18 protein-coding genes and 1 pseudogene are annotated in these 20,497 nt (G+C 72.1%); 4 read left to right on the forward strand and 15 right to left on the reverse strand.

What is annotated here, in order from left to right; translation table 11 throughout:
- Nucleotides 1-24: 24 nt before the first annotated feature.
- Nucleotides 25-219 (reverse strand): DUF3046 domain-containing protein, encoded by a 195-nt coding sequence (locus ABT127_RS28695; protein ID WP_351455973.1) that lies wholly within the window; start codon nucleotides 217-219, stop codon nucleotides 25-27.
- A 79-nt stretch (nucleotides 220-298) separates the two neighbouring features.
- Between ABT127_RS28695 and ABT127_RS28700 the strand changes: the two genes are divergently transcribed.
- Nucleotides 299-1,249, forward strand: a complete 951-nt coding sequence (locus ABT127_RS28700; RefSeq protein WP_351455975.1) for a hypothetical protein — start codon at nucleotides 299-301, stop codon at nucleotides 1,247-1,249.
- 37 nt (nucleotides 1,250-1,286) lie between these two features.
- On the opposite strand, the gene ABT127_RS28705 is transcribed toward ABT127_RS28700, so the two are convergent.
- The 3 genes and pseudogenes from ABT127_RS28705 to ABT127_RS28715 all read right to left on the reverse strand — a co-directional run.
- A complete protein-coding gene (locus tag ABT127_RS28705; RefSeq protein ID WP_351455977.1) occupies nucleotides 1,287-1,595 on the reverse strand; it encodes an AzlD domain-containing protein in 309 nt (102 codons plus the stop codon).
- Nucleotides 1,592-2,359 (reverse strand): AzlC family ABC transporter permease, encoded by a 768-nt coding sequence (locus ABT127_RS28710; RefSeq protein ID WP_351456036.1) that lies wholly within the window; start codon nucleotides 2,357-2,359, stop codon nucleotides 1,592-1,594. Before ABT127_RS28710 ends, ABT127_RS28705 begins: the two co-directional genes overlap by 4 nt.
- 140 nt (nucleotides 2,360-2,499) lie before the next feature.
- Nucleotides 2,500-3,258: pseudogene (locus tag ABT127_RS28715) on the reverse strand (AraC family transcriptional regulator); the annotation flags it as partial.
- Nucleotides 3,259-3,338: 80 nt separating this feature from the next.
- Here ABT127_RS28715 and ABT127_RS28720 point away from each other — a divergent pair.
- A complete protein-coding gene (locus ABT127_RS28720) occupies nucleotides 3,339-8,078 on the forward strand; it encodes an ATP-dependent helicase (protein ID WP_351455980.1) in 4,740 nt (1,579 codons plus the stop codon).
- Nucleotides 8,079-8,233: 155 nt separating this feature from the next.
- Here the strand turns inward: ABT127_RS28720 and ABT127_RS28725 are convergent, their stop codons facing one another.
- Both ABT127_RS28725 and ABT127_RS28730 read right to left on the reverse strand, forming a co-directional pair.
- Nucleotides 8,234-8,812 (reverse strand): DUF6245 family protein, encoded by a 579-nt coding sequence (locus ABT127_RS28725; protein WP_351455982.1) that lies wholly within the window; start codon nucleotides 8,810-8,812, stop codon nucleotides 8,234-8,236.
- A 35-nt stretch (nucleotides 8,813-8,847) separates the two neighbouring features.
- Nucleotides 8,848-9,339, reverse strand: coding sequence for a nucleotidyltransferase domain-containing protein (locus tag ABT127_RS28730; protein WP_351456039.1), 492 nt, complete (start codon nucleotides 9,337-9,339; stop codon nucleotides 8,848-8,850).
- 206 nt (nucleotides 9,340-9,545) lie between these two features.
- Here ABT127_RS28730 and ABT127_RS28735 point away from each other — a divergent pair, with 206 nt between their 5' ends.
- Nucleotides 9,546-10,346 (forward strand): Fpg/Nei family DNA glycosylase, encoded by an 801-nt coding sequence (locus ABT127_RS28735; RefSeq protein WP_351455985.1) that lies wholly within the window; start codon nucleotides 9,546-9,548, stop codon nucleotides 10,344-10,346.
- A 69-nt stretch (nucleotides 10,347-10,415) separates the two neighbouring features.
- Complete coding sequence (locus ABT127_RS28740) at nucleotides 10,416-11,204, forward strand: SDR family NAD(P)-dependent oxidoreductase (protein ID WP_351455988.1); 789 nt, start codon at nucleotides 10,416-10,418, stop codon at nucleotides 11,202-11,204.
- On the opposite strand, the gene ABT127_RS28745 is transcribed toward ABT127_RS28740, so the two are convergent.
- The 9 genes from ABT127_RS28745 to ABT127_RS28785 all read right to left on the reverse strand — a co-directional run bounded on the left by ABT127_RS28745 (nucleotide 11,152) and on the right by ABT127_RS28785 (nucleotide 20,255).
- Nucleotides 11,152-11,499, reverse strand: a complete 348-nt coding sequence (locus ABT127_RS28745; RefSeq protein ID WP_351455991.1) for a hypothetical protein — start codon at nucleotides 11,497-11,499, stop codon at nucleotides 11,152-11,154. The two genes, ABT127_RS28740 and ABT127_RS28745, sit on opposite strands and share 53 nt — an antisense overlap.
- A 109-nt stretch (nucleotides 11,500-11,608) precedes the next feature.
- Nucleotides 11,609-12,082, reverse strand: a complete 474-nt coding sequence (locus ABT127_RS28750; protein ID WP_351455994.1) for a Dps family protein — start codon at nucleotides 12,080-12,082, stop codon at nucleotides 11,609-11,611.
- 175 nt (nucleotides 12,083-12,257) lie between these two features.
- The gene (locus ABT127_RS28755; protein WP_111662634.1) at nucleotides 12,258-12,638 is read right to left on the reverse strand and encodes a helix-turn-helix domain-containing protein; all 381 of its coding nucleotides are present in this window, start codon (nucleotides 12,636-12,638) and stop codon (nucleotides 12,258-12,260) included.
- Nucleotides 12,639-12,747: 109 nt separating this feature from the next.
- Complete coding sequence (locus tag ABT127_RS28760) at nucleotides 12,748-13,326, reverse strand: CinA family protein (protein WP_351455997.1); 579 nt, start codon at nucleotides 13,324-13,326, stop codon at nucleotides 12,748-12,750.
- On the reverse strand, nucleotides 13,323-14,030 hold the full coding sequence (gene pgsA, locus ABT127_RS28765; RefSeq protein WP_351456000.1) for a CDP-diacylglycerol--glycerol-3-phosphate 3-phosphatidyltransferase: 708 nt from the start codon (nucleotides 14,028-14,030) through the stop codon (nucleotides 13,323-13,325). Before pgsA ends, ABT127_RS28760 begins: the two co-directional genes overlap by 4 nt.
- A complete protein-coding gene (gene rimO / locus ABT127_RS28770) occupies nucleotides 14,027-15,487 on the reverse strand; it encodes a 30S ribosomal protein S12 methylthiotransferase RimO (RefSeq protein ID WP_351456002.1) in 1,461 nt (486 codons plus the stop codon). Before rimO ends, pgsA begins: the two co-directional genes overlap by 4 nt.
- Nucleotides 15,488-15,566: 79 nt before the next feature.
- The gene (locus tag ABT127_RS28775; RefSeq protein ID WP_351456005.1) at nucleotides 15,567-16,421 is read right to left on the reverse strand and encodes a helix-turn-helix domain-containing protein; all 855 of its coding nucleotides are present in this window, start codon (nucleotides 16,419-16,421) and stop codon (nucleotides 15,567-15,569) included.
- Nucleotides 16,422-16,691: 270 nt separating this feature from the next.
- On the reverse strand, nucleotides 16,692-19,460 hold the full coding sequence (locus ABT127_RS28780; protein ID WP_351456007.1) for a DNA translocase FtsK: 2,769 nt from the start codon (nucleotides 19,458-19,460) through the stop codon (nucleotides 16,692-16,694).
- A 114-nt stretch (nucleotides 19,461-19,574) separates the two neighbouring features.
- A complete protein-coding gene (locus ABT127_RS28785; RefSeq protein ID WP_351456010.1) occupies nucleotides 19,575-20,255 on the reverse strand; it encodes a response regulator in 681 nt (226 codons plus the stop codon).
- Between the last annotated feature and the right edge of the window lie 242 nt (nucleotides 20,256-20,497).

A 20,497-nucleotide genomic window follows, 5' to 3' on the forward strand; every position in this document is an offset into this window, starting at 1 on the left:
CCACGCGCGGGGAATCAGGCCCGCTCAGCGCTTGTCTTGTGGCACGTCCATCGTGCTGCACACCACACGCCAGACGTCCTTCGCGTCCCAGCCGGCGTCCAGCGCCTCGTGGATCGTGTGCCCGCCGAGCCCCGCCATCACGTGGTCGCGCGCGAAGGTGTCGGCGTAACCGGACCCGAAGTGATCCGCCATCCGCTGCCAGAAGACCGTCAACCGCATGACTCCAGTATCCCGCCCCTGAGAGTGCAGCCGTGCCGGGGAGTCTTGTTGAGAACGCTTTCCGCCCTACGGTCGGTGCATGGCCGAAACCGGAGCATCCGCACTCCCCTCATCGCCGTCGCCACACACCCCGCTCTCCCGTGCCGAGGGTTTCATCTGGCTGACCGCGCGCGTCCTGGAGCAGCGCCGGTTCGCCTACCACTTCCGGGCGGGCTCGACCGCCGCGGCCGACGCCGTGGAGACCGCCCTGGCCGCCTACCGCAACGAGGACGGCGGGTACGGGAACGCCCTCGAACCGGATCTGCGCGGCCCCGTCAGCCAGCCGCTGCACACCGGTCACGCGCTGCGCGTGCTGGACTCCATCGGGCGCTGTTCGGGGCAGCGGGTGGAGCGCGTGTGCCGCTACCTCACGACGGTCTCCACACCGGAGGGTGCCCTTCCGGCAGTGCATCCCAGCCAGCGCGGTTATCCCTGTGCCCCGTTCGTGCCCATCGTGGACGACCCGCCGAGCGACCTGCTCGCCACCGGTCCGGTGGTCGGTCTGCTGCACCGCAACGAGGTTTGGCACGCGTGGCTGTTCCGGGCCACGGACTTCTGCTGGTCGGCCGTCGAGTCGCTGAAGGTCTCGCACCCGTACGAGATCCATGCCGCGATCGCCTTCCTCGACGGTGTTCCGGACCGCTCGCGCGCGCGGGCGGCCGCCGACCGGCTCGGGCGTCTCGTCCGTGAACAGCGGCTCGTGGTGCTCGATCCGGAGCACGCGGGCGACCACCCGGTGGCCCCCGGTTACGCGCCGGGCGAGCACCACTACCCGTACGACTACGCGAAGGCGCCCGAGTCGCTGGCCCGCTCCTGGTTCACCGAGGAGGAGATGGCCCGCGCGCTCGACCATCTGCGGAGCGAGCAGCAGGAGGACGGCGGCTGGCCGGTCAACTGGCGGCAGTGGGCACCGGGCACGGCCCTTGAGGCACGCCCGATGGTGACGATCGAGGCGCTGCGCACCCTGCGTGCCTACGGCCGCCTCTTGTAGCCGCCGCGACCTCCAGGTCCTTCCGCCGCGGGGCCCCTCACCCGGTGAGTGCCCGCACGCCCGCCGTGACCACCACGGCGGCCGCGACGATCACCAGGAAAGGCGCGCGCAGCAGCAGAGCCACGGCGGCCGCGGCGAGTCCCGCGGCCTTGGCGTCCAGCACGAGCGTGCGGCCGTCCGCAAACGTCTGCTGGGCGGTGAGCGTGGCGAGCAGCGCGACCGGCAGCAGCGCCGCCAGCCGCTTCACCACGGGCCGTTCCAGCGCCCCCGCGGGCACGAGCAGGCCGATGAGTTTGACGGCGTAGCACCCCACCGCGGTGACGCCGATGGCGATCCAGATGTTCAACGGTTCTCTCCTTGCGGCGTGTTCGGGGCCCCGCCCCGGCGGCGTCCCTCTACGTAGAGCACGGCCGGGGCGGCGAGCGCGGCCACCAGAACGGGCACTCCGGCCGGCAGCACGGGCAGCAGCCCGAGCATCAGGAGGACGGCGAGACCCGCCACGGCACGCTCCGTGGTGGTCCGCAGCATCGGGGCCAGCAGGGCGAGGAAGACCGCGGGCCCGGCCGCGTCGATCCCCCAGGCGTCGGTGTCGCCGATGGCCTCGGCCCCGAGGGCGCCGAGCAGCGTGGTCAGGTTCCACAGCACGTAGAGGCTCAGCCCGGTGACGGTGAAGCCCAGCCGCACGCTGCGCCGGTCGGGCTGGGCGAGCGAGACGGCCGACGTCTCGTCGATGACCCAGTGCGCGGCGAACGGCCGCACCGCGCGCGGGAGAGCGAGCAGCTGCGACAGACGCAGCCCGTAGAAGGCGTTGCGCACCCCCAGGAAGAAGGCTCCCGCGGCGGCCGTGAACGGGTTGCCGCCGGCCGCGAGCGCGCCGACCAGCGCGAACTGCGAGGCCCCGGTGAAGACGAGAAGGCTGAGCGCGCAGCTCTGCAGCACGCTGAGGCCGCTGCCCGCCGAGGTCACCCCGAAGGCGAATCCCGACAGTCCGACGGCGACCCCGACGCCGAGTGCGTCCCGGACGACGGCGCCGGTGGGCTTCCCGGCCGCTCCGGCGTGATCGCCGTGCCGGGCGGGGGCTGCGTCGGGCGCCCTTCCCGCTGTGCGTATGTCCGTGGGTGTTGTCTGTTCTGCCACTCGTCGGACGGTACGAGCAGGTGCCGGTCGCCGTCTTGTACGTTCTTGCGCACCCGCTGATACGCCCCGGGCGGCACGCCGACGATCCGGGTGAAGTGCCGGTTCAGGTGCGGCTGGTCGGTGAAGCCGACGGCGACCGCGGCGTCGGACGGGGCCGTGCCCGCCTCCAGCAGACGCCGGGCGGCACGCACGCGCGCGCTGGTGAGCCAGGTGTGCGGAGGCATCCCGTAGGCGTCGCGGAAGGCCCGCAGCAGTGCGAAGGGGCTGGTGCCGAGTTCGGCGGCGAGCGCTTCCAGGGACGGCGGGTCGGCCATGCGCTCCTCGAGGAACTCACGCGCGCGTGCCGCGGCTCCGGCCCCCGCGGTCCTGCGGGGACGCTGGGCGCGCACCGTGCCGTGGTCGCGCAGCAGCCGGGCGAGCACGACGCGCAGGAGGCTGTCGGCGGCCAGCGCGTTGCCCTGCTCGGCGGCACGGTGCACCTCGATGATCATCCGTGCGGCCTGCGGGTCGGTGACGATGGGCTTCCCGAAGACCGGGGTGCCGCGGAGCGTGCCGGTCTCGGCGGCGATCTCGGCGACGATCCGCGCCGAAGGGTAGAGCGTGGAGTAAGACCACCCGTCGGGGCCGCCCGCCTGCGCGGTGTGCGCCACCTCCGGGTTGATCATGACGACGCTGCCGGGCCCGGCGAGCAGGGTGTCGTCGGGCATGCCGACCTCCTCGACACCGCCCGTGACGGCGCCGAGGACGTAGCCGTCGTGGCTGTGGCGCGGGAACGTGTGGCGGAGGTAGCGGGCGCGCAGCAGGTCCAGGCCCGGCAGCTGTTCGTACCGCCAGTGCCGTGCCCATTCGCCCTTGCCCGCCATGACATCCATTGTGCGGCAGGCCCGGCGCGCCGAACCACCCGTTTGCGCTGGTCACGGCGGTTGTCAGTGGTCGGGTGCAGGATGGAGCCATGGTCAGGTCCAGTCAGGGGGCGAACAGCGCCCGCAGCGCACTTGAGGGGTTCTCCCCCGCGACCCGCGGTTGGTTCGCGGGCGCCTTCTCCGCGCCCACGTCCGCGCAGGCCGGGGCGTGGCGGGCGATCGGCGAGGGCTCGGACGTGCTGGTGGTCGCGCCGACCGGGTCGGGCAAGACGCTGGCCGCGTTCCTGGCCGCCCTGGACCAGCTGGCCTCCACTCCGCCGCCCGCCGACCCCAAGAAGCGCTGCCGGGTGCTGTACGTGTCCCCGCTGAAGGCCCTGGCGGTCGACGTGGAGCGCAATCTGCGCAGCCCGCTCACCGGTATCCGGCAGGAGTCGGTGCGTCTCGGCCTGCCGGAGCCCGAGGTGAAGGTCGGCATCCGCTCCGGCGACACCCCGCCCGCCGAGCGTCGCGCCCTGGCCACCCGCCCGCCGGACATCCTGATCACGACGCCCGAGTCGCTGTTCCTGATGCTGACGTCGGCCGCGCGTGACGCGCTGACGGGCATCGAGACGGTGATCCTGGACGAGGTGCACGCGGTGGCCGGCACCAAGCGCGGCGCTCATCTGGCGCTCTCCCTCGAGCGTCTCGACCAGTTGCTGCCCCGCCCCGCCCGCCGCATCGGCCTGTCGGCGACGGTCCGCCCGGTGGACGAGGTGGCGCGCTATCTGTCGCCGCAGCGCCGGGTGGAGATCGTCCAGCCGCCCTCGGGCAAGGAGTTCGACCTGTCGGTGGTCGTGCCCGTCGAGGACCTGGGCGAGCTGGGCGGCTCCCCGGTGGCCGACTCCGACCAGGGCGCCGAGCGGCCGTCGATCTGGCCCTCGGTGGAGGAGCGCATCACGGACCTCATCGAGGCCCACCGCTCGACGATCGTCTTCGCGAACTCCCGCCGCCTCGCGGAGCGCCTGTGCAACAGGCTGAACGAGATCGCGTACGAGCGCGCCACGGGCGAGGCCGTCCCCGAGGACCACTCGCCCGCCGAGCTGATGGGCGGCTCCGGCGCGGCGACCGGCGCTCCCCCGGTCATCGCGCGCGCCCACCACGGCTCGGTCTCCAAGGAGCAGCGCGCGCAGGTCGAGGAGGACCTGAAGGCGGGCCGGCTGCCCGCGGTCGTGGCCACCTCCAGCCTGGAGCTCGGCATCGACATGGGCGCCGTGGACCTGGTCGTCCAGGTGGAATCGCCGCCCTCCGTGGCCTCCGGGCTGCAGCGGGTCGGCCGTGCGGGCCACCAGGTGGGCGCGGTGTCCACGGGAGTCGTCTTCCCCAAGTACCGGGGCGACCTCGTGCAGTCGGCCGTGGTGACCGAGCGCATGCGGACCGGCTCGATCGAGTCGCTGCGCGTCCCGGCCAACCCCCTGGACGTCCTCGCGCAGCAGCTGGTCGCGATCACGGCCCTCGACAGCTGGCAGGTCGACGACCTCCTCACCCTGGTCCGCGGGGCGGCCCCCTTCGCCTCGCTCCCCGAGTCGGCGTTCACCGGGGTCCTCGACATGCTGGCGGGCCGCTATCCGTCCGACGCCTTCGCCGAGCTGCGGCCGCGCGTCGTCTGGGACCGCGTCGCCGGCACCGTCACCGGCAGGCCCGGGGCGCAGCGCCTGGCCGTGACGTCCGGCGGCACGATCCCCGACCGGGGCCTCTTCGGAGTCTTCCTCGCCGGAGCCGACCCCAAGAAGGGCGGCGGCCGCGTCGGCGAGCTGGACGAGGAGATGGTCTACGAGTCCCGGGTCGGCGACGTCTTCACGCTCGGCACCAGCTCCTGGCGCATCGAGGACATCACCCGCGACCGGGTCCTGGTCTCCCCCGCCCCCGGGGTCCCCGGCCGGCTCCCCTTCTGGAAGGGCGACCAGCTGGGCCGCCCGCTCGAACTGGGCAGGGCGGTGGGCGCGTTCCTCCGTGAGATCGGCTCCCAGAAGCCCGACGACGCGCGCGTGCGGCTCAGCGCGGCGGGCCTGGACACCTGGGCCGCCGACAATGTCCTGGCGTATCTGACCGAGCAGCGCGAGGCGTGCGGCCACATCCCGGACGACCGCACCATCGTGGTCGAGCGTTTCCGCGACGAGCTGGGCGACTGGCGGGTCGTCGTCCACTCCCCCTTCGGCGCACAGGTGCACGCCCCCTGGGCACTCGCCCTGGGCGCCCGTCTCAGCGAGAAGTACGGCATGGACGCGCAGGTCATGCACGCCGACGACGGCATCGTGCTGCGCCTGCCGGACGCTGACCTGATGGGCCTGGACCTCCTCGACCAGGAGCCCGCCAAGCCGGGCCTGGAGTACGACGCCGAGCAGGCCCCCATCGGCGCGGCGGACGTCGCCTTCGACAAGGGCGACGTCGACCAGATCGTCACCGAACAGGTCGGCGGCTCGGCCCTGTTCGCCTCCCGTTTCCGCGAGTGCGCGGCCCGCGCGCTGCTGCTCCCCAAGCGCAACCCCGGCAAGCGCACCCCGCTGTGGCAGCAGCGCCAGCGGGCCTCCCAGCTCCTGGAGGTGGCCAGCGAGTTCGGCTCGTTCCCCATCGTCCTGGAGGCGGTGCGCGAATGCCTCCAGGACGTCTTCGACGTTCCCGGGCTCGCCGAGCTGATGGGCGACATCGAGTCCCGCAAGGTGCGTCTCGTCGAGGTCACCACCCCGGAGGCGTCCCCGTTCGCCCGCTCGCTGCTCTTCGGTTACGTGGCGCAGTTCCTGTACGAGGGCGACTCCCCGCTCGCCGAGCGCCGCGCGGCCGCGCTGTCCCTGGACTCGCACCTCCTGGCCGAGCTGCTCGGCCAGGCCGAGCTGCGCGAGCTGCTCGACGCGGACGTGCTGGCCGAGCTGGAGCAGGAGCTGCAGTGGCGCACCGAGGACCGCCGCGTCAAGGATGCCGAGGGCGTCGCGGACCTGCTGCGGCTCCTCGGGCCGCTCACCGGCGCCGAGCTGACCGAGCGCGGCGCCGAGCCGGGCTGGGCCGAGGACCTGGCCGCCGCGCGCCGCGCCATCCGCGTCCGCGTCGCCGGCACCGATCACTGGGCGGCGATCGAGGACGCCGGACGGCTGCGCGACGCCCTGGGCACGGCGCTGCCCGTGGGTGTTCCCGAGGCGTTCACGGAGCCGGTGAAGGATCCCCTGGGTGATCTGCTGGCCCGTTTCGCCCGCACCCACGGCCCGTTCACCTCGGCGCAGGCGGCCACCCGCTTCGGCCTGGGCACCGCCGTCACCGAGGGCGCCCTGCAGCGTCTCGCGGCGAACGGCCGGGTCGTGCAGGGCGAGTTCCATCCGGCGGGCATCGGCCAGGAGTGGTGCGACGCCGCCGTGCTGCGCCGCCTGCGCCGCCGCTCGCTGGCCGCGCTCCGGCACGAGCTGGAGCCGGTGCCGCCCGCCGCGCTGGCCCAGTTCCTGCCCCAGTGGCAGCACTTGGGCGGCCACGGCCTGCGCGGCATCGACGGCCTGGTCCGTGCCGTCGAGCAGCTCCAGGGTGCCTCGGTCCCCGCCTCCGCGCTGGAGAAGCTGGTCCTGCCCTCCCGCGTCTCCGGCTACACACCGGCGATGCTGGACGAGCTCATGGCGTCCGGCGAGGTGGTGTGGGCCGGAGCGGGCTCACTGCCCGGCAAGGACGGCTGGGTCAGCCTCTACCTCGCCGACACCGCGCCGCTCCTGCTGCCGCCCCCGCACCCGCTGGAGCCGACGGCCCTCCACCAGTCGGTCCTGGACAGCCTCGCGGGCGGCTACGGCCTGTTCTTCCGGCAGATCGCCGACCAGGTCCGCGCCACCACCCACCCCGAGGCCGGCGATCCCCAGCTGGCCGACGCCCTGTGGGAGCTGGCCTGGTCGGGCCGGCTCACGAACGACACGCTGGCGCCGATGCGGGCCGTCCTGGGCTCCGGACGCACCGCCGGATCCACCGCCCACCGTGCTCGCCGGACCGTCCCGCGCGGCCGCTACGGAAGCCTCACGGCGGCCGCCCGCGCGACCTCGCGCACCGGCCCGCCCACGGTCGCGGGCCGCTGGTCCCTGCTGCCCGCCCAGGAGCCCGACCCGACGCTGCGCGCCCACGCCCTGGCCCGCACCCTTCTCGACCGGCACGGCGTGGTGACCCGCGGCGCCGTGGCCGCCGAAGGCGTCGAGGGCGGTTTCTCGGCGACGTACCGGGTCCTGTCGGTCTTCGAGGAGAGCGGCCAGGCCCGGCGCGGATACGTCGTGGAAGGGCTCGGCGCGGCCCAGTTCGCCATGGACGGCGCCGTGGACCGCCTGCGCGCCGCGGCGACCGCACGGGAGCGCGGCTCGACCCCGCCGGACCCCTGGGCCCCGGCCGACTCGCCCGCCCCGAAGAGCGGCGGACCGCGGGCGCTGGTCCTGGCGGCGGCCGATCCGGCGAACGCGTACGGGGCGGCCCTGTCCTGGCCGGAGCCCCCCACCGGCGCAGGCCACAAGCCGGGCCGCAAGGCGGGCTCCCTCGTGGTCCTCGTCGACGGCGAGCTGACGCTCTACATGGAGCGCGGCGGCAAGACTCTGCTGTCCTGGCCGGCCTCGGACGGCACGCCCGCGGCGGACGCCGCGGCACCCACCCCCGCCGAGCTGGCCGAAGACCCCCGGCTGCCCGCGGCGGCGCAGGCGCTGGCCGACGCGGCCCGCTCCGGCGCCCTCGGCACGATCACGGTCGAGCGGATCAACGGCACGGCCGCGCTCACCTCCCCGTACGCCTCCCTGCTGGAAGGAGCCGGCTTCCACGCGACCCCGCGCGGACTGCGCCTGCGCGCCTGAGACGGCGTTCACACAAGCCGGTGCGCATCGCGGCTCGCGCAAGCCCGGCGCCCCACGCTCACGCGAGCCGGTGCGCCCCACGCTCACGCAAGCCCGGCGCACCACACTCACGCAAGCCCGGCGCACCACACTCACGCAAGCCCGGCGCACCACACTCAGGCAGCCGGCGCGCCGCCGGCGAACACCCCCGCCTCGGACGTCGGCAGCGCGTCCAGGGCCGCCACCGCGGCGACCAGATCCGCGCGCACGCGCTCGAGATCGGCAGGGACATCCGCGGCACGCGGATCGTCGGTGCCGGTCACGGACATGCAGGACAGCAGGTTGAGCAGCGCGTTGGAAGCGTGGGCGCCGACGGTGCCGAGCGGCTCGCGCTCCTCCTCGCTCATGCTCTTCAAGGCGTTCCAGACGTGGCCCGTCTGCCAGTGCAGCAGACCGATCACCCCGGTCCAGTCGGCCCCCGACGCCTTGAACACCTGCTCGCGCGCGAGCGCCATCTCCTCCGAGCCCGCCCCCGCTTCCAGCATGTTCCCCTCGGTCACCATGCCGGTGCCGATGGAGGCGCCGTACAGGGCGTTGGCGAGGACGGCGGCAAGGATGTGCTCACCGCCGACGGCGACGGCTTGCTGCGCCAACTCCTCGGGGGTCGGCTGTTGGGCGTAGATGCCGAGGGCGGTCATGGCCGCGGCTATCTCGGTCGGGCTGGGCGCGGGATGGGGCTGATCTTGGGCTGGCATGAACAGGACCGTAGCCGCTCTTGGCGGCGAGGCGGTCAGAAGTGCGTGGCGATCCCGAAGACGCGGCGGAGCTCGGCCATGTCGTGCCGGTCGCGTTCCGTCGGTTCGTAGCCCTGATGGAAGAAGACCTGCTGCTCGGCGGAGAGACAGGGAACGGACGCCCCCTGCACGGTGCCCGTCACGAAGCAGGAGGAGGGGTAGACGAAGGGGCGCTGCGGATCGGGTGACGCCTGCACCGCCGAACCGTCGCCGCTGAAGACCAGCGGGTGCAGGTCGATCTCCCGGCCGCCCGGGTCCCGCACGACGAACCGGACGGGTCTCTGGTCCAGGCTCTCCACGAACCCCGCCGCGGAGAGGGCCGCCAGCACGGCGTCCTCCTGATCCTGCCGGTGCATCAGGTCCAGGTCGCGATGGTCCCGGGTCTGCCCACCGACCAGCGCGTCGATCCCCCATCCGCCGCCGATCCAGACATCGGCCCCCGCCCGACGCAACAGGCCCAGGACGGACAACACGTCATCAGAGGTCATCATCCGACGCAGGCTAGAAGTGTCGGCGGCATCCGGCGAGACATTTTCCGCGGGCCAGTAGGGGCGACGTTCGGCCCCAGGGGTGCGGGAAACTGCGCGATAGGCCCCTCCGGGCCACGGACGGACGACACCCGGCAAGAGGACCCGCCCCGCGCAGCGACCGACCGGCATGCCACCTCGCCCCCACCCCGCCTACGCTGAATCCCATGCCCGAAGGAGACACCGTCCTGCAAGCCGCGAAGCGGCTGCACACCGCCCTCGCGGGCCAGGTGCTCACCCGCTCCGACCTGCGCGTTCCCCGATTCGCCACGGCCGACCTGACCGGCCGCACGGTCCTGGACGTCACGGCGCGCGGCAAACACCTCATGACCCGGATCGAGGGCGGCCTCACCCTCCACTCGCACCTGCGGATGGACGGCTCCTGGAAGATCTACGCCCCCGGCGAGCGCTGGCGCGGCGGCCCCGCGCACCAGATCCGCGCGATCCTCGGCAACGAGACCCGCACGGCGGTCGGCTACCGCCTCCCCGTCGTCGAACTCCTGCGCACGGCCGAGGAGTCCAAGGCCGTCGGCCACCTCGGCCCCGACCTGCTCGGCCCGGACTGGGACCCCGAGAAGGCCCTGGCCAACCTGTACGAGGACCCGGCCCGCCCGCTCGGCGAAGCCCTCCTCGACCAGCGCAATCTGGCCGGTATCGGCAATGTCTACAAGTCCGAGCTCTGCTTCCTCCTGCGTGTCACGCCCTGGCTCCCGGTCGGCGACCTGCCGCCCGACACCGCATCCCGCCTCCCGCCGCTCGCCAAGAAGCTCCTCGAAGCCAACCGCGACCGCCCCACCCGCATCACCACCGGCAGCTCCCACCCCGGCGAACACCTGTACGTCTACGGTCGCGCTCCGCGCCCCTGCCTGCGCTGCCGCACCCCGATCCGCAAGGCGAACCAGGGCGACGGGTCCCGCGAACGCCCCACCTACTGGTGCCCGGCCTGCCAGCAGGGCCCGACACCGTAGAAGCAGATGCGCACTCCGGTGCGCGCACAACAATTGACGCCTCGTCAGAAATGCTCGTACGGTCCTTCCATGCCTGTCACGGCGTACGACCTCACCGGACGCACCGCGTTCGTCACCGGCGCGGCGAGCGGCATCGGCCGCTCATCGGCCGTCCTGCTCGCCCGCGCGGGAGCCACCGTGCACTGCGCGGACCGCGACGAGCAGGGCCTGCACGAGACGACCGGCCTCATCAAGCAGGACGGCGGCACCGCACACCCGTACCCGCTCGACGTCAGCGACCGCGCCCAGCTCACCGAGGCGATCGCCACGGCGGCCCGCCCCACCGGCGACGGCAGCGGCGGTCTCGACATCATGGCCGCGATCGCCGGGGTCATGCACTCCAGCCCCGTCCTGGAGACCCGCGACGAAGACCTCGACCGCGTCTTCGCCGTCAACTTCAAGGGCATCCTGTACGCGTGCCAGGAAGCGGCCCGCATCATGATCGCGAACGGCACCCGCGGCAGCATCGTCACGATGGCGTCGGGCGCGGTCGACACCGGCGGCCCGGGCCTGCTCTGCTACGGCGTCGCGAAGGCCGCCGTCGTCCAGCTGACCAAGACGCTCGCCACGGAAGCCGGACCGCACGGCATCCGGGTCAACGCGGTCGCCCCCGGCTGGATCCGCACCCCGATGACGACCCGCCACGACGATCGCGCGCAGGCCCACACGGAGTCCCTGATGAGGCGCATGGCCCCGCTCGGCCGGGTCGGCGAGCCCGACGAGATCGCGCACGCGGTGCTGCACCTCGCCTCGGACGCCGCGTCCTTCACGACGGGCCAGATCCTCCGCCCGAACGGAGGCGTCGCCATGCCCTGGTGACCGCCCTGCCGCCGACACCCCACAGTCCGCCCGCCGCCTCCTGCCCCGCCCGCAGCGCCCGCACCCGCACCTTCCGCGCACCGTGCCGCCCCGGCATTCCCGCGACGCCGGCGGCCTTCGACTTGGGCAGCGCGTGCACCGGCAGCAGACTCAGCCCCCAGCCCCCCGCGGCGACCGCCCCCTCGAACGCCCCCGCGTCCGGCGCGAAGGCCAGCCGCAGCACGCCCCACCACCACAGCGCCCCGACCAGTACGGCGGGTATCCAGCGCAGCGCTCGCCACCGGCCCACGGTCACCGCCCGTTCACCTCCACCCGTACCGCACCCCTCACCGCATCCCGACACTGACGACGCTGACGGCGCCCGCACCCCACGCAACAGGGCGCACCGGGGGCGCTACGGCGGTTCAGCCGCCGTTCTCGGCCTGGAACATCCAGTGGTGCTTCTCCAGGTCCGCGGTGACGGCGATGAAGATGTCCTGGCTCACGGGGTCCGCGTCACCGGTCGCCTCGATCCGCTCCCGCATCCGGGTGATCACGGCGCCGAGGGCCTCGACGAGCGTGCCGACCGCGTCCACGTCCTTGACCCAGCCGTCGGCGATCGTGCCGATGCCGCTGGTGGCGGCCACGGTTCCGGCCCGGCCGTCCGGCGACACCCCGAGCGTGGAGGCCCGCTCGGCCACCGTGTCGGAGTGCAGACGCGCGGTGTCCACGACCTCGTCGAGCTGGAGATGCACGGACCGGAAGCGGGGACCGACCACGTTCCAGTGGACCTGCTTCGCCACCAGTGAGAGGTCCACCAGATCGACCAGGGCACCCTGCAGGGCCTCGGAGACGGTCTTCAGGTCAGCATCGGTCAGTGGGCTCTTCACGACGTACATCCGTTACCTCCGTATCGAAACCATCATCAACAATGGCATACAGGTACTAGAACGGATATACGGAGGAGATGTGAGGGCCAAATGGCCCATGTTCGCGTCGGCCGTGCGCGCAGCGGAAAGCCCCGGCCGAGGATCTCGACCGGGGCTTTCCCCAAGCTCATGCTGAGCGCAGGCGCTACGCCGCTACGACGTCCACGGCCTCCGCAGGCGCCTTGATCGTCACCCGTTCCGGCGGGACACCGGTCACGGAGACGGAATTGAGCATCGGGCGAACCGGCGCTGGCACCGGCTCCGACGGGACTGCCGCCGCCGACGCGGCCAGCTCCGCGAGAGCGAGCTCGTCGCTCACCTCGCGCATCAACTCGGACATCCGTACGTCAAGCGCGTCGCAGATCGCGGAGAGCAGTTCGGAGGAAGCCTCCTTCTGCCCCCGCTCCACCTCGGAGAGATAGCCGAGCGAGACTCGGGCGGACGAGGAGACTTCGCGCAGAGTACGGCCCTGGCGCTGGCGCTGCCGACGCAGCACGTCACCCAGCAGGCGACGGAGCAGAATCATCGGTGGCTCCCTCCTCGGACCGCGTAGCCGCATCCTTCACGCCCCACCGTACCGCCTTGGGCGGCGGCCGTGCGGGGAGCGATGTCGTGTTCACTCAGGGCTGCAAACATCAAAACCCCCCGTTCTGTTCCGTATCCTGTGCCCGCGCATTCTCGGTACGTTCGCCGGAATGCCCTCCGACCAGCTCTTCCGTGAGCAGCCCGAGCACGCTCCGTACACTCTCTCTACGGATTTCCGTACGGCCGCCGTTCAACCGCAACGCGCGCACTTTGCGGCTACCAGCGAAATCCCGGACAGGCCGGAAACCACCCGTCTGTGGCCCCTCGGGCCCGGCCACGGCCACGAAGACGGTGCCCACCGGCTGCCCGTCCTGGGGCTCGGGGCCCGCGACGCCGGTGGTGGCGATCCCCCAGTCCGCGCCGAGCGCGTCACGCACTCCGGCGGCCATCCGGAGCGCCACCTCCGGGTGGACGGCGCCGTGCGCGGCGAGCAGTGCCGCGTCCACGCCGAGGACCGTGTGCTTGAGCTCGGTGGCGTACGCAGTGACGGAGCCCCGGAAGGCCTTCGAGGCCCCCGGCACGGACACCAGCTCCGCGGCCACGAGACCGCCGGTCAGCGACTCGGCGACGGCAAGGGTCTCCCCTCGCTCCGTCAACAGCCGCAGCGCCTCGGCAGCCCCGTACGTCACTTCTCGGCCGCCTCCGAAGGCGTCTGGTCCGCGGCAGCGGCCTGGGAGCGGGCCGCGGCGGCGGCCGCTTCGGCCAGCCCGGCGCGGCGCAGCACGACCGCCTGTCGTACGTAGTCGAGCCCGGTCACCACGGTGAGCACCACGGCGACCGCCATCACCCAGAACCGGAAGGTCGCGAGCGGCCCGGTCAGCGCGAGCACGTACATGCCGACGGCCGTGCCCTGGGCCAGGGTCTTCATCTTGCCGCCGCGGCTGGCGGGGATGACCCCGTATCTGATCACCACGAAGCGCAGCAGCGTGATCCCCAGTTCCCGCCCGAGGATGACGCCGGTCACCCACCACGGCAGGTCACCGAGCGACGACAGACAGATCAGCGCGGCACCCATGATCGCCTTGTCGGCGATGGGGTCGGCGATCTTCCCGAAGTCCGTGACCAGGTTGTACGTGCGGGCCAGATGGCCGTCGAAGACATCCGTGATCATGGCGACGGCGAACGCCGCCCAGGCCCACGCCCGCATCGCCGGGTCATAGCCCCCGTCGGCGAGCATCAGCACCACGAAACCCGGCACCAGGAGCAGCCGGATCATGGTCAGGATGTTGGCGATGTTCCACAGGCTGGCCTGGTTCACGGCCGCAGTGCCCAGCTTGCCGCCGGGCGCCGGCCTACCGGTGCCACCCGCGGCGGATGCCGGCACTCCGGTCATCTGCCTGCCTCCTCGAGCCCGTCGAGCGGCTCGGCGACGAGGTCCACGCCCTCGGTGCCGACCACCTTTGCCACGACCATACGGCCGACGGTCAGACCTTCGCCGCTCGTGAGGCGCACCTGGCCGTCCGTCTCCGGTGCCTGGTGCGCGCCGCGGCCGACCACGCCGTCCTCGGCGTCCACCGACTCGACGAGCACCTCCACGGTCTCGCCCAGACGCTCCTCGGCCCGCTGCGACACCAGCTGCTCGGCGAGGCGCGAGACCCGCGCGAGCCGCTCGGCGACGACGTCCTCGTCCAGCTTGGTCTCGAACGTGGCCGCTTCCGTGCCCTCCTCGTCGGAGTAGCCGAAGACACCGATGGCATCCAGTCGCGCGCCGTTCAGGAACCGCTCCAGCTCGGCGAAGTCGGCCTCGGTCTCACCGGGGAAGCCCACGATGAAGTTCGACCGGACACCTGCCTGCGGCGCCTTGCTCCGAATGGTGTCGAGCAGCTCCAGGAAGCGGTCGGTGTCGCCGAAGCGCCGCATCGCGCGCAGCACGGCGGGGGCCGAGTGCTGGAAGGAGAGATCGAAGTACGGGACGACCTTCTCGGTCCCCGTCAGGACGTCGATGAGCCCCGGCCGCATCTCGGCGGGCTGCAGGTAGCTCACCCGGACCCGCTCGATCCCGTCGACACCGGCCAGCTCGGGCAGCAGCGACTCCAGGAGACGGATGTCACCGAGGTCCTTGCCGTACGACGTGTTGTTCTCGGAGACCAGCATGACCTCCTTGACGCCCTGCTCGGCGAGCCAGCGCGTCTCGTTGAGAACGTCGCTCGGGCGGCGCGAGATGAACGAGCCGCGGAACGACGGGATGGCGCAGAAGGTGCAGCGCCGGTCGCAGCCGGAGGCCAGCTTCACGGAGGCCACGGGCGCGCCGTCGAGCCGACGCCGCAGCGGCGCACGCGGCCCGGACGCGGGCGCGACACCGTCGGGGAGGTCGACCGGAGCGTGGCCCGGCAGCGCGATCCCGGAGCCCGCCTCCTGGCGCTCGGCCGGGCTGATGGGCAGCAGCTTGCGCCGGTCGCGCGGAGCGTGGGCCTCCACGCTGCCGCCCGAGAGGATCGTCTGGAGACGGCCGGAGATGTCCTCGTAGTCGTCGAAGCCGAGCACGCCGTCGGCCTCGGGAAGGGCCTCGGCGAGCTCCTTGCCGTACCGCTCGGCCATGCAGCCCACCGCCACGACGGCCTGGGTTCTGCCGTGGCCCTTGAGGTCATTGGCTTCGAGGAGGGCGTCGACGGAGTCCTTCTTGGCGGCCTCGACGAAGCCACAGGTGTTCACGACGGCGACATCGGCGGACTCGGCGTCCTCGACGAGCTCCCAGCCGTCCGCCTCCAAGCGGCCTGCGAGCTCCTCCGAGTCCACCTCGTTACGGGCGCAGCCAAGGGTGACAAGTGCGACGGTACGGCGTTCGGGCATGGACTCAAGACTACTTCGTCCCACTGACACCCCTCGCCGGGAGGGTTACCGGGAGACCGCCGGGGCCACCGGCCGGCCGTCAGCCGACCTCGGGATCGCCCTTGGTGTAGGTCAGCCGCTCGACCTGGCCGGCCTGGAACTCGTCCTGGATCTTCTTGCCGTTCACATACAGCTGGACGGCACCGGCGTCCCCGAGGACCACGTCGACCTTCTGGTTGTCCTGGAAGGTCTTCGACTGCCCCTGTTCGAGCACTCCGTCGAACAGAAGTCGCCCGTTGTGATCCTTCGCGGAGATCCAGCTGCGGCCGTCCGCCGCGTTGATCTTGACGGTGACCTTGTCGCGCGGGGCGGCCGCGATGGCGCTGTCCGACGGGTTCGGCTTCGGGTCGGAGGGCTTCTTGGTGCTGGGCTTCGGCTTGGGAGCGGCGGGCTTGGAGGTGCTGGGCGTGGCGCCCTCGGCGGCCTGCTGCTTGTCGCTCCCGTCGTCGTCGCCGCTCACCGCCGTGTAGCCCACGAAGGCGATGACCGCGACGATCGCGGCGACCATGGCGGCCGTCCAGTTGGGCCGGCGCGGCTCGGAGCGGATGCGCTCGGCCTCGAACAGCGGGGTGGCCGGTGTCGGCGCGGGCTGTCCGCCGTGCTCGGCGCCGAACTGCGCGAGCAACGGTTCCGGATCGATCCCCACGGCACGCGCGAGCGTGCGGATGTGGCCGCGCGCGTACACGTCGCCGCCACAGCGCGAGAAATCGTCCTGTTCGATCGCATGCACGATCGGGATGCGCACCCGGGTCGACTGGCTGACCTCGTCGACAGTGAGACCCGCGGCGATGCGTGCCTGCTGCAGGACATGACCGATCGACGGTCGGTCGTCGCCCGCTTGCGGGGTGTGGTCTTCCGAAGGACGGTCGTCTTCAGGGGAGTTGCCGATGGACACGGGGGCGCCTTTCGAGCGTGTAGCCACCTGCTGGAGGTTCAGTTTAGGGGTGGTACGAAAGGGTGGGGCAACCGGGCGGTCGGACTTTGTACGCCATCAGAGCCACCGGCATGACCCGTGGTCCTGAAGGTCGACAAGGTGTCGCCCCTTCCCTCAACTTGACGTACGCGATGAGGAAACGGTTGCCCCCGATTCCCTTACGAGTGACATCGATTTCGCGCCGGTCCTGCGGCGCGCGGTCCCGGGTCGCCCGGCCCGGGACCGATCGGCCTAAGGGTGAGCCTCCCCGCGGATCACCGCGAGCACTCCATCGAGTTCGTCCGGCTTCACGAGCACGTCCCGGGCCTTAGACCCCTCGCTCGGGCCGACGACGTTCCGCGACTCCATGAGGTCCATCAGCCGGCCCGCCTTCGCGAAGCCCACGCGCAGCTTGCGCTGGAGCATGGACGTGGACCCGAACTGGGTGGAGACGACCAGCTCGGCCGCGGCGCACAGCAGCTCCAGGTCGTCGCCGATGTCCTCGTCGATCTCCTTCTTCTGCTTGGTGCCCACGACGACGTCTTCCCGGAAGACGGGCGCCATCTGGTCCTTGCAGTGCTGGACGACGGCGTGGATCTCGTCCTCGGTGACGAAGGCGCCCTGCATACGGGTCGGCTTGTTCGCGCCCATGGGGAGGAAGAGCCCGTCGCCCTTGCCGATCAGCTTCTCTGCGCCCGGCTGGTCCAGGATGACGCGGCTGTCGGCGAGCGAGGAGGTGGCGAAGGCGAGGCGCGAGGGCACGTTGGCCTTGATGAGGCCGGTGACGACGTCGACGGACGGCCGCTGGGTGGCGAGCACCAGGTGGATTCCGGCCGCACGCGCGAGCTGCGTGATCCGCACGATCGCGTCTTCCACGTCCCTCGGCGCGACCATCATCAGGTCGGCGAGCTCGTCGACGATGACCAGCAGGTACGGGTACGGCTTCAGCTCCCGCTCACTGCCCTCGGGCGTGGTGAGCTTGCCGTCCCTGATGGCCTGGTTGAAGTCGTCGATGTGCCGGTAGCCGAAGGCCGCGAGGTCGTCGTAGCGCAGATCCATCTCGCGCACGACCCACTGCAGCGCCTCGGCGGCCCGCTTGGGGTTGGTGATGATCGGCGTGATGAGGTGCGGAATCCCCTCGTACGCGGTCAGCTCCACGCGCTTGGGGTCGACGAGGACCATCCGTACGTCCTCGGGGGTCGCCCGCACCATGATCGAGGTGATCAGGCAGTTGATGCAGGACGACTTTCCGGAGCCGGTGGCGCCCGCGACCAGGATGTGGGGCATCTTGGCCATGTTCGCCATCACATAGCCGCCCTCGACGTCCTTGCCGAGCGCGACCAGCATCGGGTGGTCGTCCTCGGCGGCGTCCGCGAGGCGCAGCACGTCCCCGACGTTGACCATCTCGCGGTCCGTGTTCGGGATCTCGATGCCGACCGCGGACTTGCCGGGGATCGGGCTGATGATCCGCACGTCCGGGGAGGCGACGGCGTACGCGATGTTCTTGGCCAGCGCGGTGATCTTCTCGACCTTCACCGCGGGGCCGAGCTCGACCTCGTACCGGGTGACCGTGGGACCGCGCGTGAAGCCCGTGACGGCGGCGTCGACCTTGAACTCGGTGAAGACGGTCGAGAGCGATTCGACGACGGCGTCGTTGGCGGCGCTGCGCGACTTGCCGGGGCCGCCGCGGGTCAGCAGGTCGAGCGACGGCAGGGAGTATGTGATGTCGCCGGCCAGCTGGAGCTGCTCGGCGCGCGGCGGCAGCTCGCGCGGCGCGTCGGGGGCGGACTTGGTCAGGTCGGGCACGGCGAGCCGGGAGGGCGTCTCGGGCTCCGGGGCGGCCGGCGGCGCGGCCTTCTTGCCGCGCGCCGTGGGTACGGGCGCCGTGCGCTCCGGCGCCGAGGTGTCCCCGGTCCGCTCCCCCGCACGTTCCCCGCCGACGCCCTGGGTGAGGTCGGCGACGAGCGGTGACGGCGGCATGCCGTGCAGCACCGCACCGTCGAGGGCCGCCGCGGCGGCCGCGGCCACGTCGACGGCGTCCATCGGGCGGTCCATGGACGGCTGCACGGACCCGCGTCGGGGCCTGCGGCGCTTGGAGAGGGCGTCTTCCTCTATCCGGTCGGGGTCGTACCCCAGCGGCTCGTCCTGGACCGCCGGGCGCCGCCTCCCGCGCGCGGGCGCGGCCTCGCGCCAGTCCTCGTCGTACTCGCCGTCCACGGCCTCCCCGACGAGCGTGTCGTCGTGGACGATGCCGAGGCGCACGCCGAGCAGCCGCAGCCGCTGCGGGATCGCGTTGACCGGCGTCGCGGTGACCACGAGCAGCCCGAAGACGGTGAGCAGGACGAGCATCGGGACCGCGAGCACCTGCGTCATGGTGAAGCTCAGCGGGGTCGCCGCGGCCCAGCCGATGAGGCCGCCCGCATCCTGTATGGCCTGCATGCCGTCACTGCGCGCGGGCGAGCCGCAGGCGATGTGGACCTGGCCGAGCACGCCGACGACGAGTGCCGACAGGCCGATGACGATCCGCCCGTTCGCCTCGGGCTTCTCGGGGTGCAGGATCAGGCGCACCGCGATGAAGCCGAGCAGCAGCGGCACCAGCAGATCGAGCCGACCGAACGCTCCGGTCACCAGCATCTCGACGAGGTCCCCGACGGGGCCGCGCAGATTGGACCAGGTACCGGCGGCGCAGATCAGCGCGACACCGAGCAGCAGCAGCGCCAGACCGTCCTTGCGGTGCGCCGGGTCGAGCCCCTTCGCGCCTCGCCCTATGCCGCGGAACATCGCGCCGACGCTGTGCGCGGCACCGAGCCACACGGCGCGGACGAGCCGGTAGAGACCGCCGGTGGGACTGGGTGCCGGCTTCGGCGCGGGCCTCTTGGCAGCCGCCTTCTTGGCCGGTGCCTTCTTGGCGGCGGTCTTCTTGACGGGCGCCTTTTTCGCGGCGGCCTTCTTCGCCGGAGCCTTGGTCGGCGCCGCCGCCTTCTTCGCGGGCGTCTTCTTGGCTGCGGGACGTGAGGCCATAGGTGTGAGGTTACCGGGGGACGACGTCGGGGACACGTGTGGCGCGACTTCACCCGTTCGTGTCGCGGTCTGATGTTGTGTGAAGTGACGCGCCCTCAAGGCCGGTGCGGCTGCTCAGTTCTGAGAGGGGACCGACGGCGCGCCGCTGCCCGTGCCGGGCTCCAGCGCGTCGAGCGCTCTGCGCAAACCGGTGAGCTTGCGCTCCAGATGAGCGGCCGTGGCCACCGCCGCCGCGTCCGCCGACTCGTCGTCGAGCTGCTTGGACAGCGCTTCTGCCTGCTCCTCGACGGCCGCGAGCCGCGCGGACAGCTCGGCGAGCAGCCCCGCGGGCTCCTTCGCGTCACCGGCCGCCTTGCCGCCGCCCTCCAGCTGGAGCCGCAGCAGTGCCGCCTGCTCCCGGAGCTGGCAGTTCTTCATGTACAGCTCGACGAAGACCGAGACCTTCGCTCGCAGCACCCACGGGTCGAACGGCTTGGAGATGTAGTCCACCGCGCCGGCCGCGTACCCCCGGAAGGTGTGATGCGGCCCGTGGTTGATCGCTGTGAGGAAGATGATCGGGATGTCCCGGGTCCGCTCCCGGCGCTTGATGTGCGCCGCGGTCTCGAAACCATCCATTCCCGGCATCTGAACGTCGAGCAGAATGACCGCGAAGTCGTCCGTGAGCAGCGCCTTGAGCGCTTCCTCCCCGGACGATGCCCGCACCAGCGTCTGATCGAGCGCAGAGAGGATGGCCTCCAGCGCCAGCAGATTCTCCGGCCGGTCATCGACCAGGAGGATCTTGGCCTTCTGCACCATGGCCCGCCCTCCTCGCCCCGGCATGGGGCCGCCCCTGTCCGCAGGACTCGGGGAGGCTCCTGTCGCCGCCCCGGGGAACGACTCCCTAGCGCCGCCCGTCCTTGTGCCGGTCATGGTAGCCGCACCCCGCCTGTCGCCACACCCTGTCACCGCGATGTCACTGTGCACGTAGCAGAAACGCGGTGGGGGACCAGAAGGTTCCCCGTACACCGCACTTCTACACGGCTTTGGCCACACTCAGT

The sequence above is a fragment of the Streptomyces sp. NPDC001904 genome (assembly GCF_040297005.1).
GTDB lineage: Bacteria > Actinomycetota > Actinomycetes > Streptomycetales > Streptomycetaceae > Streptomyces.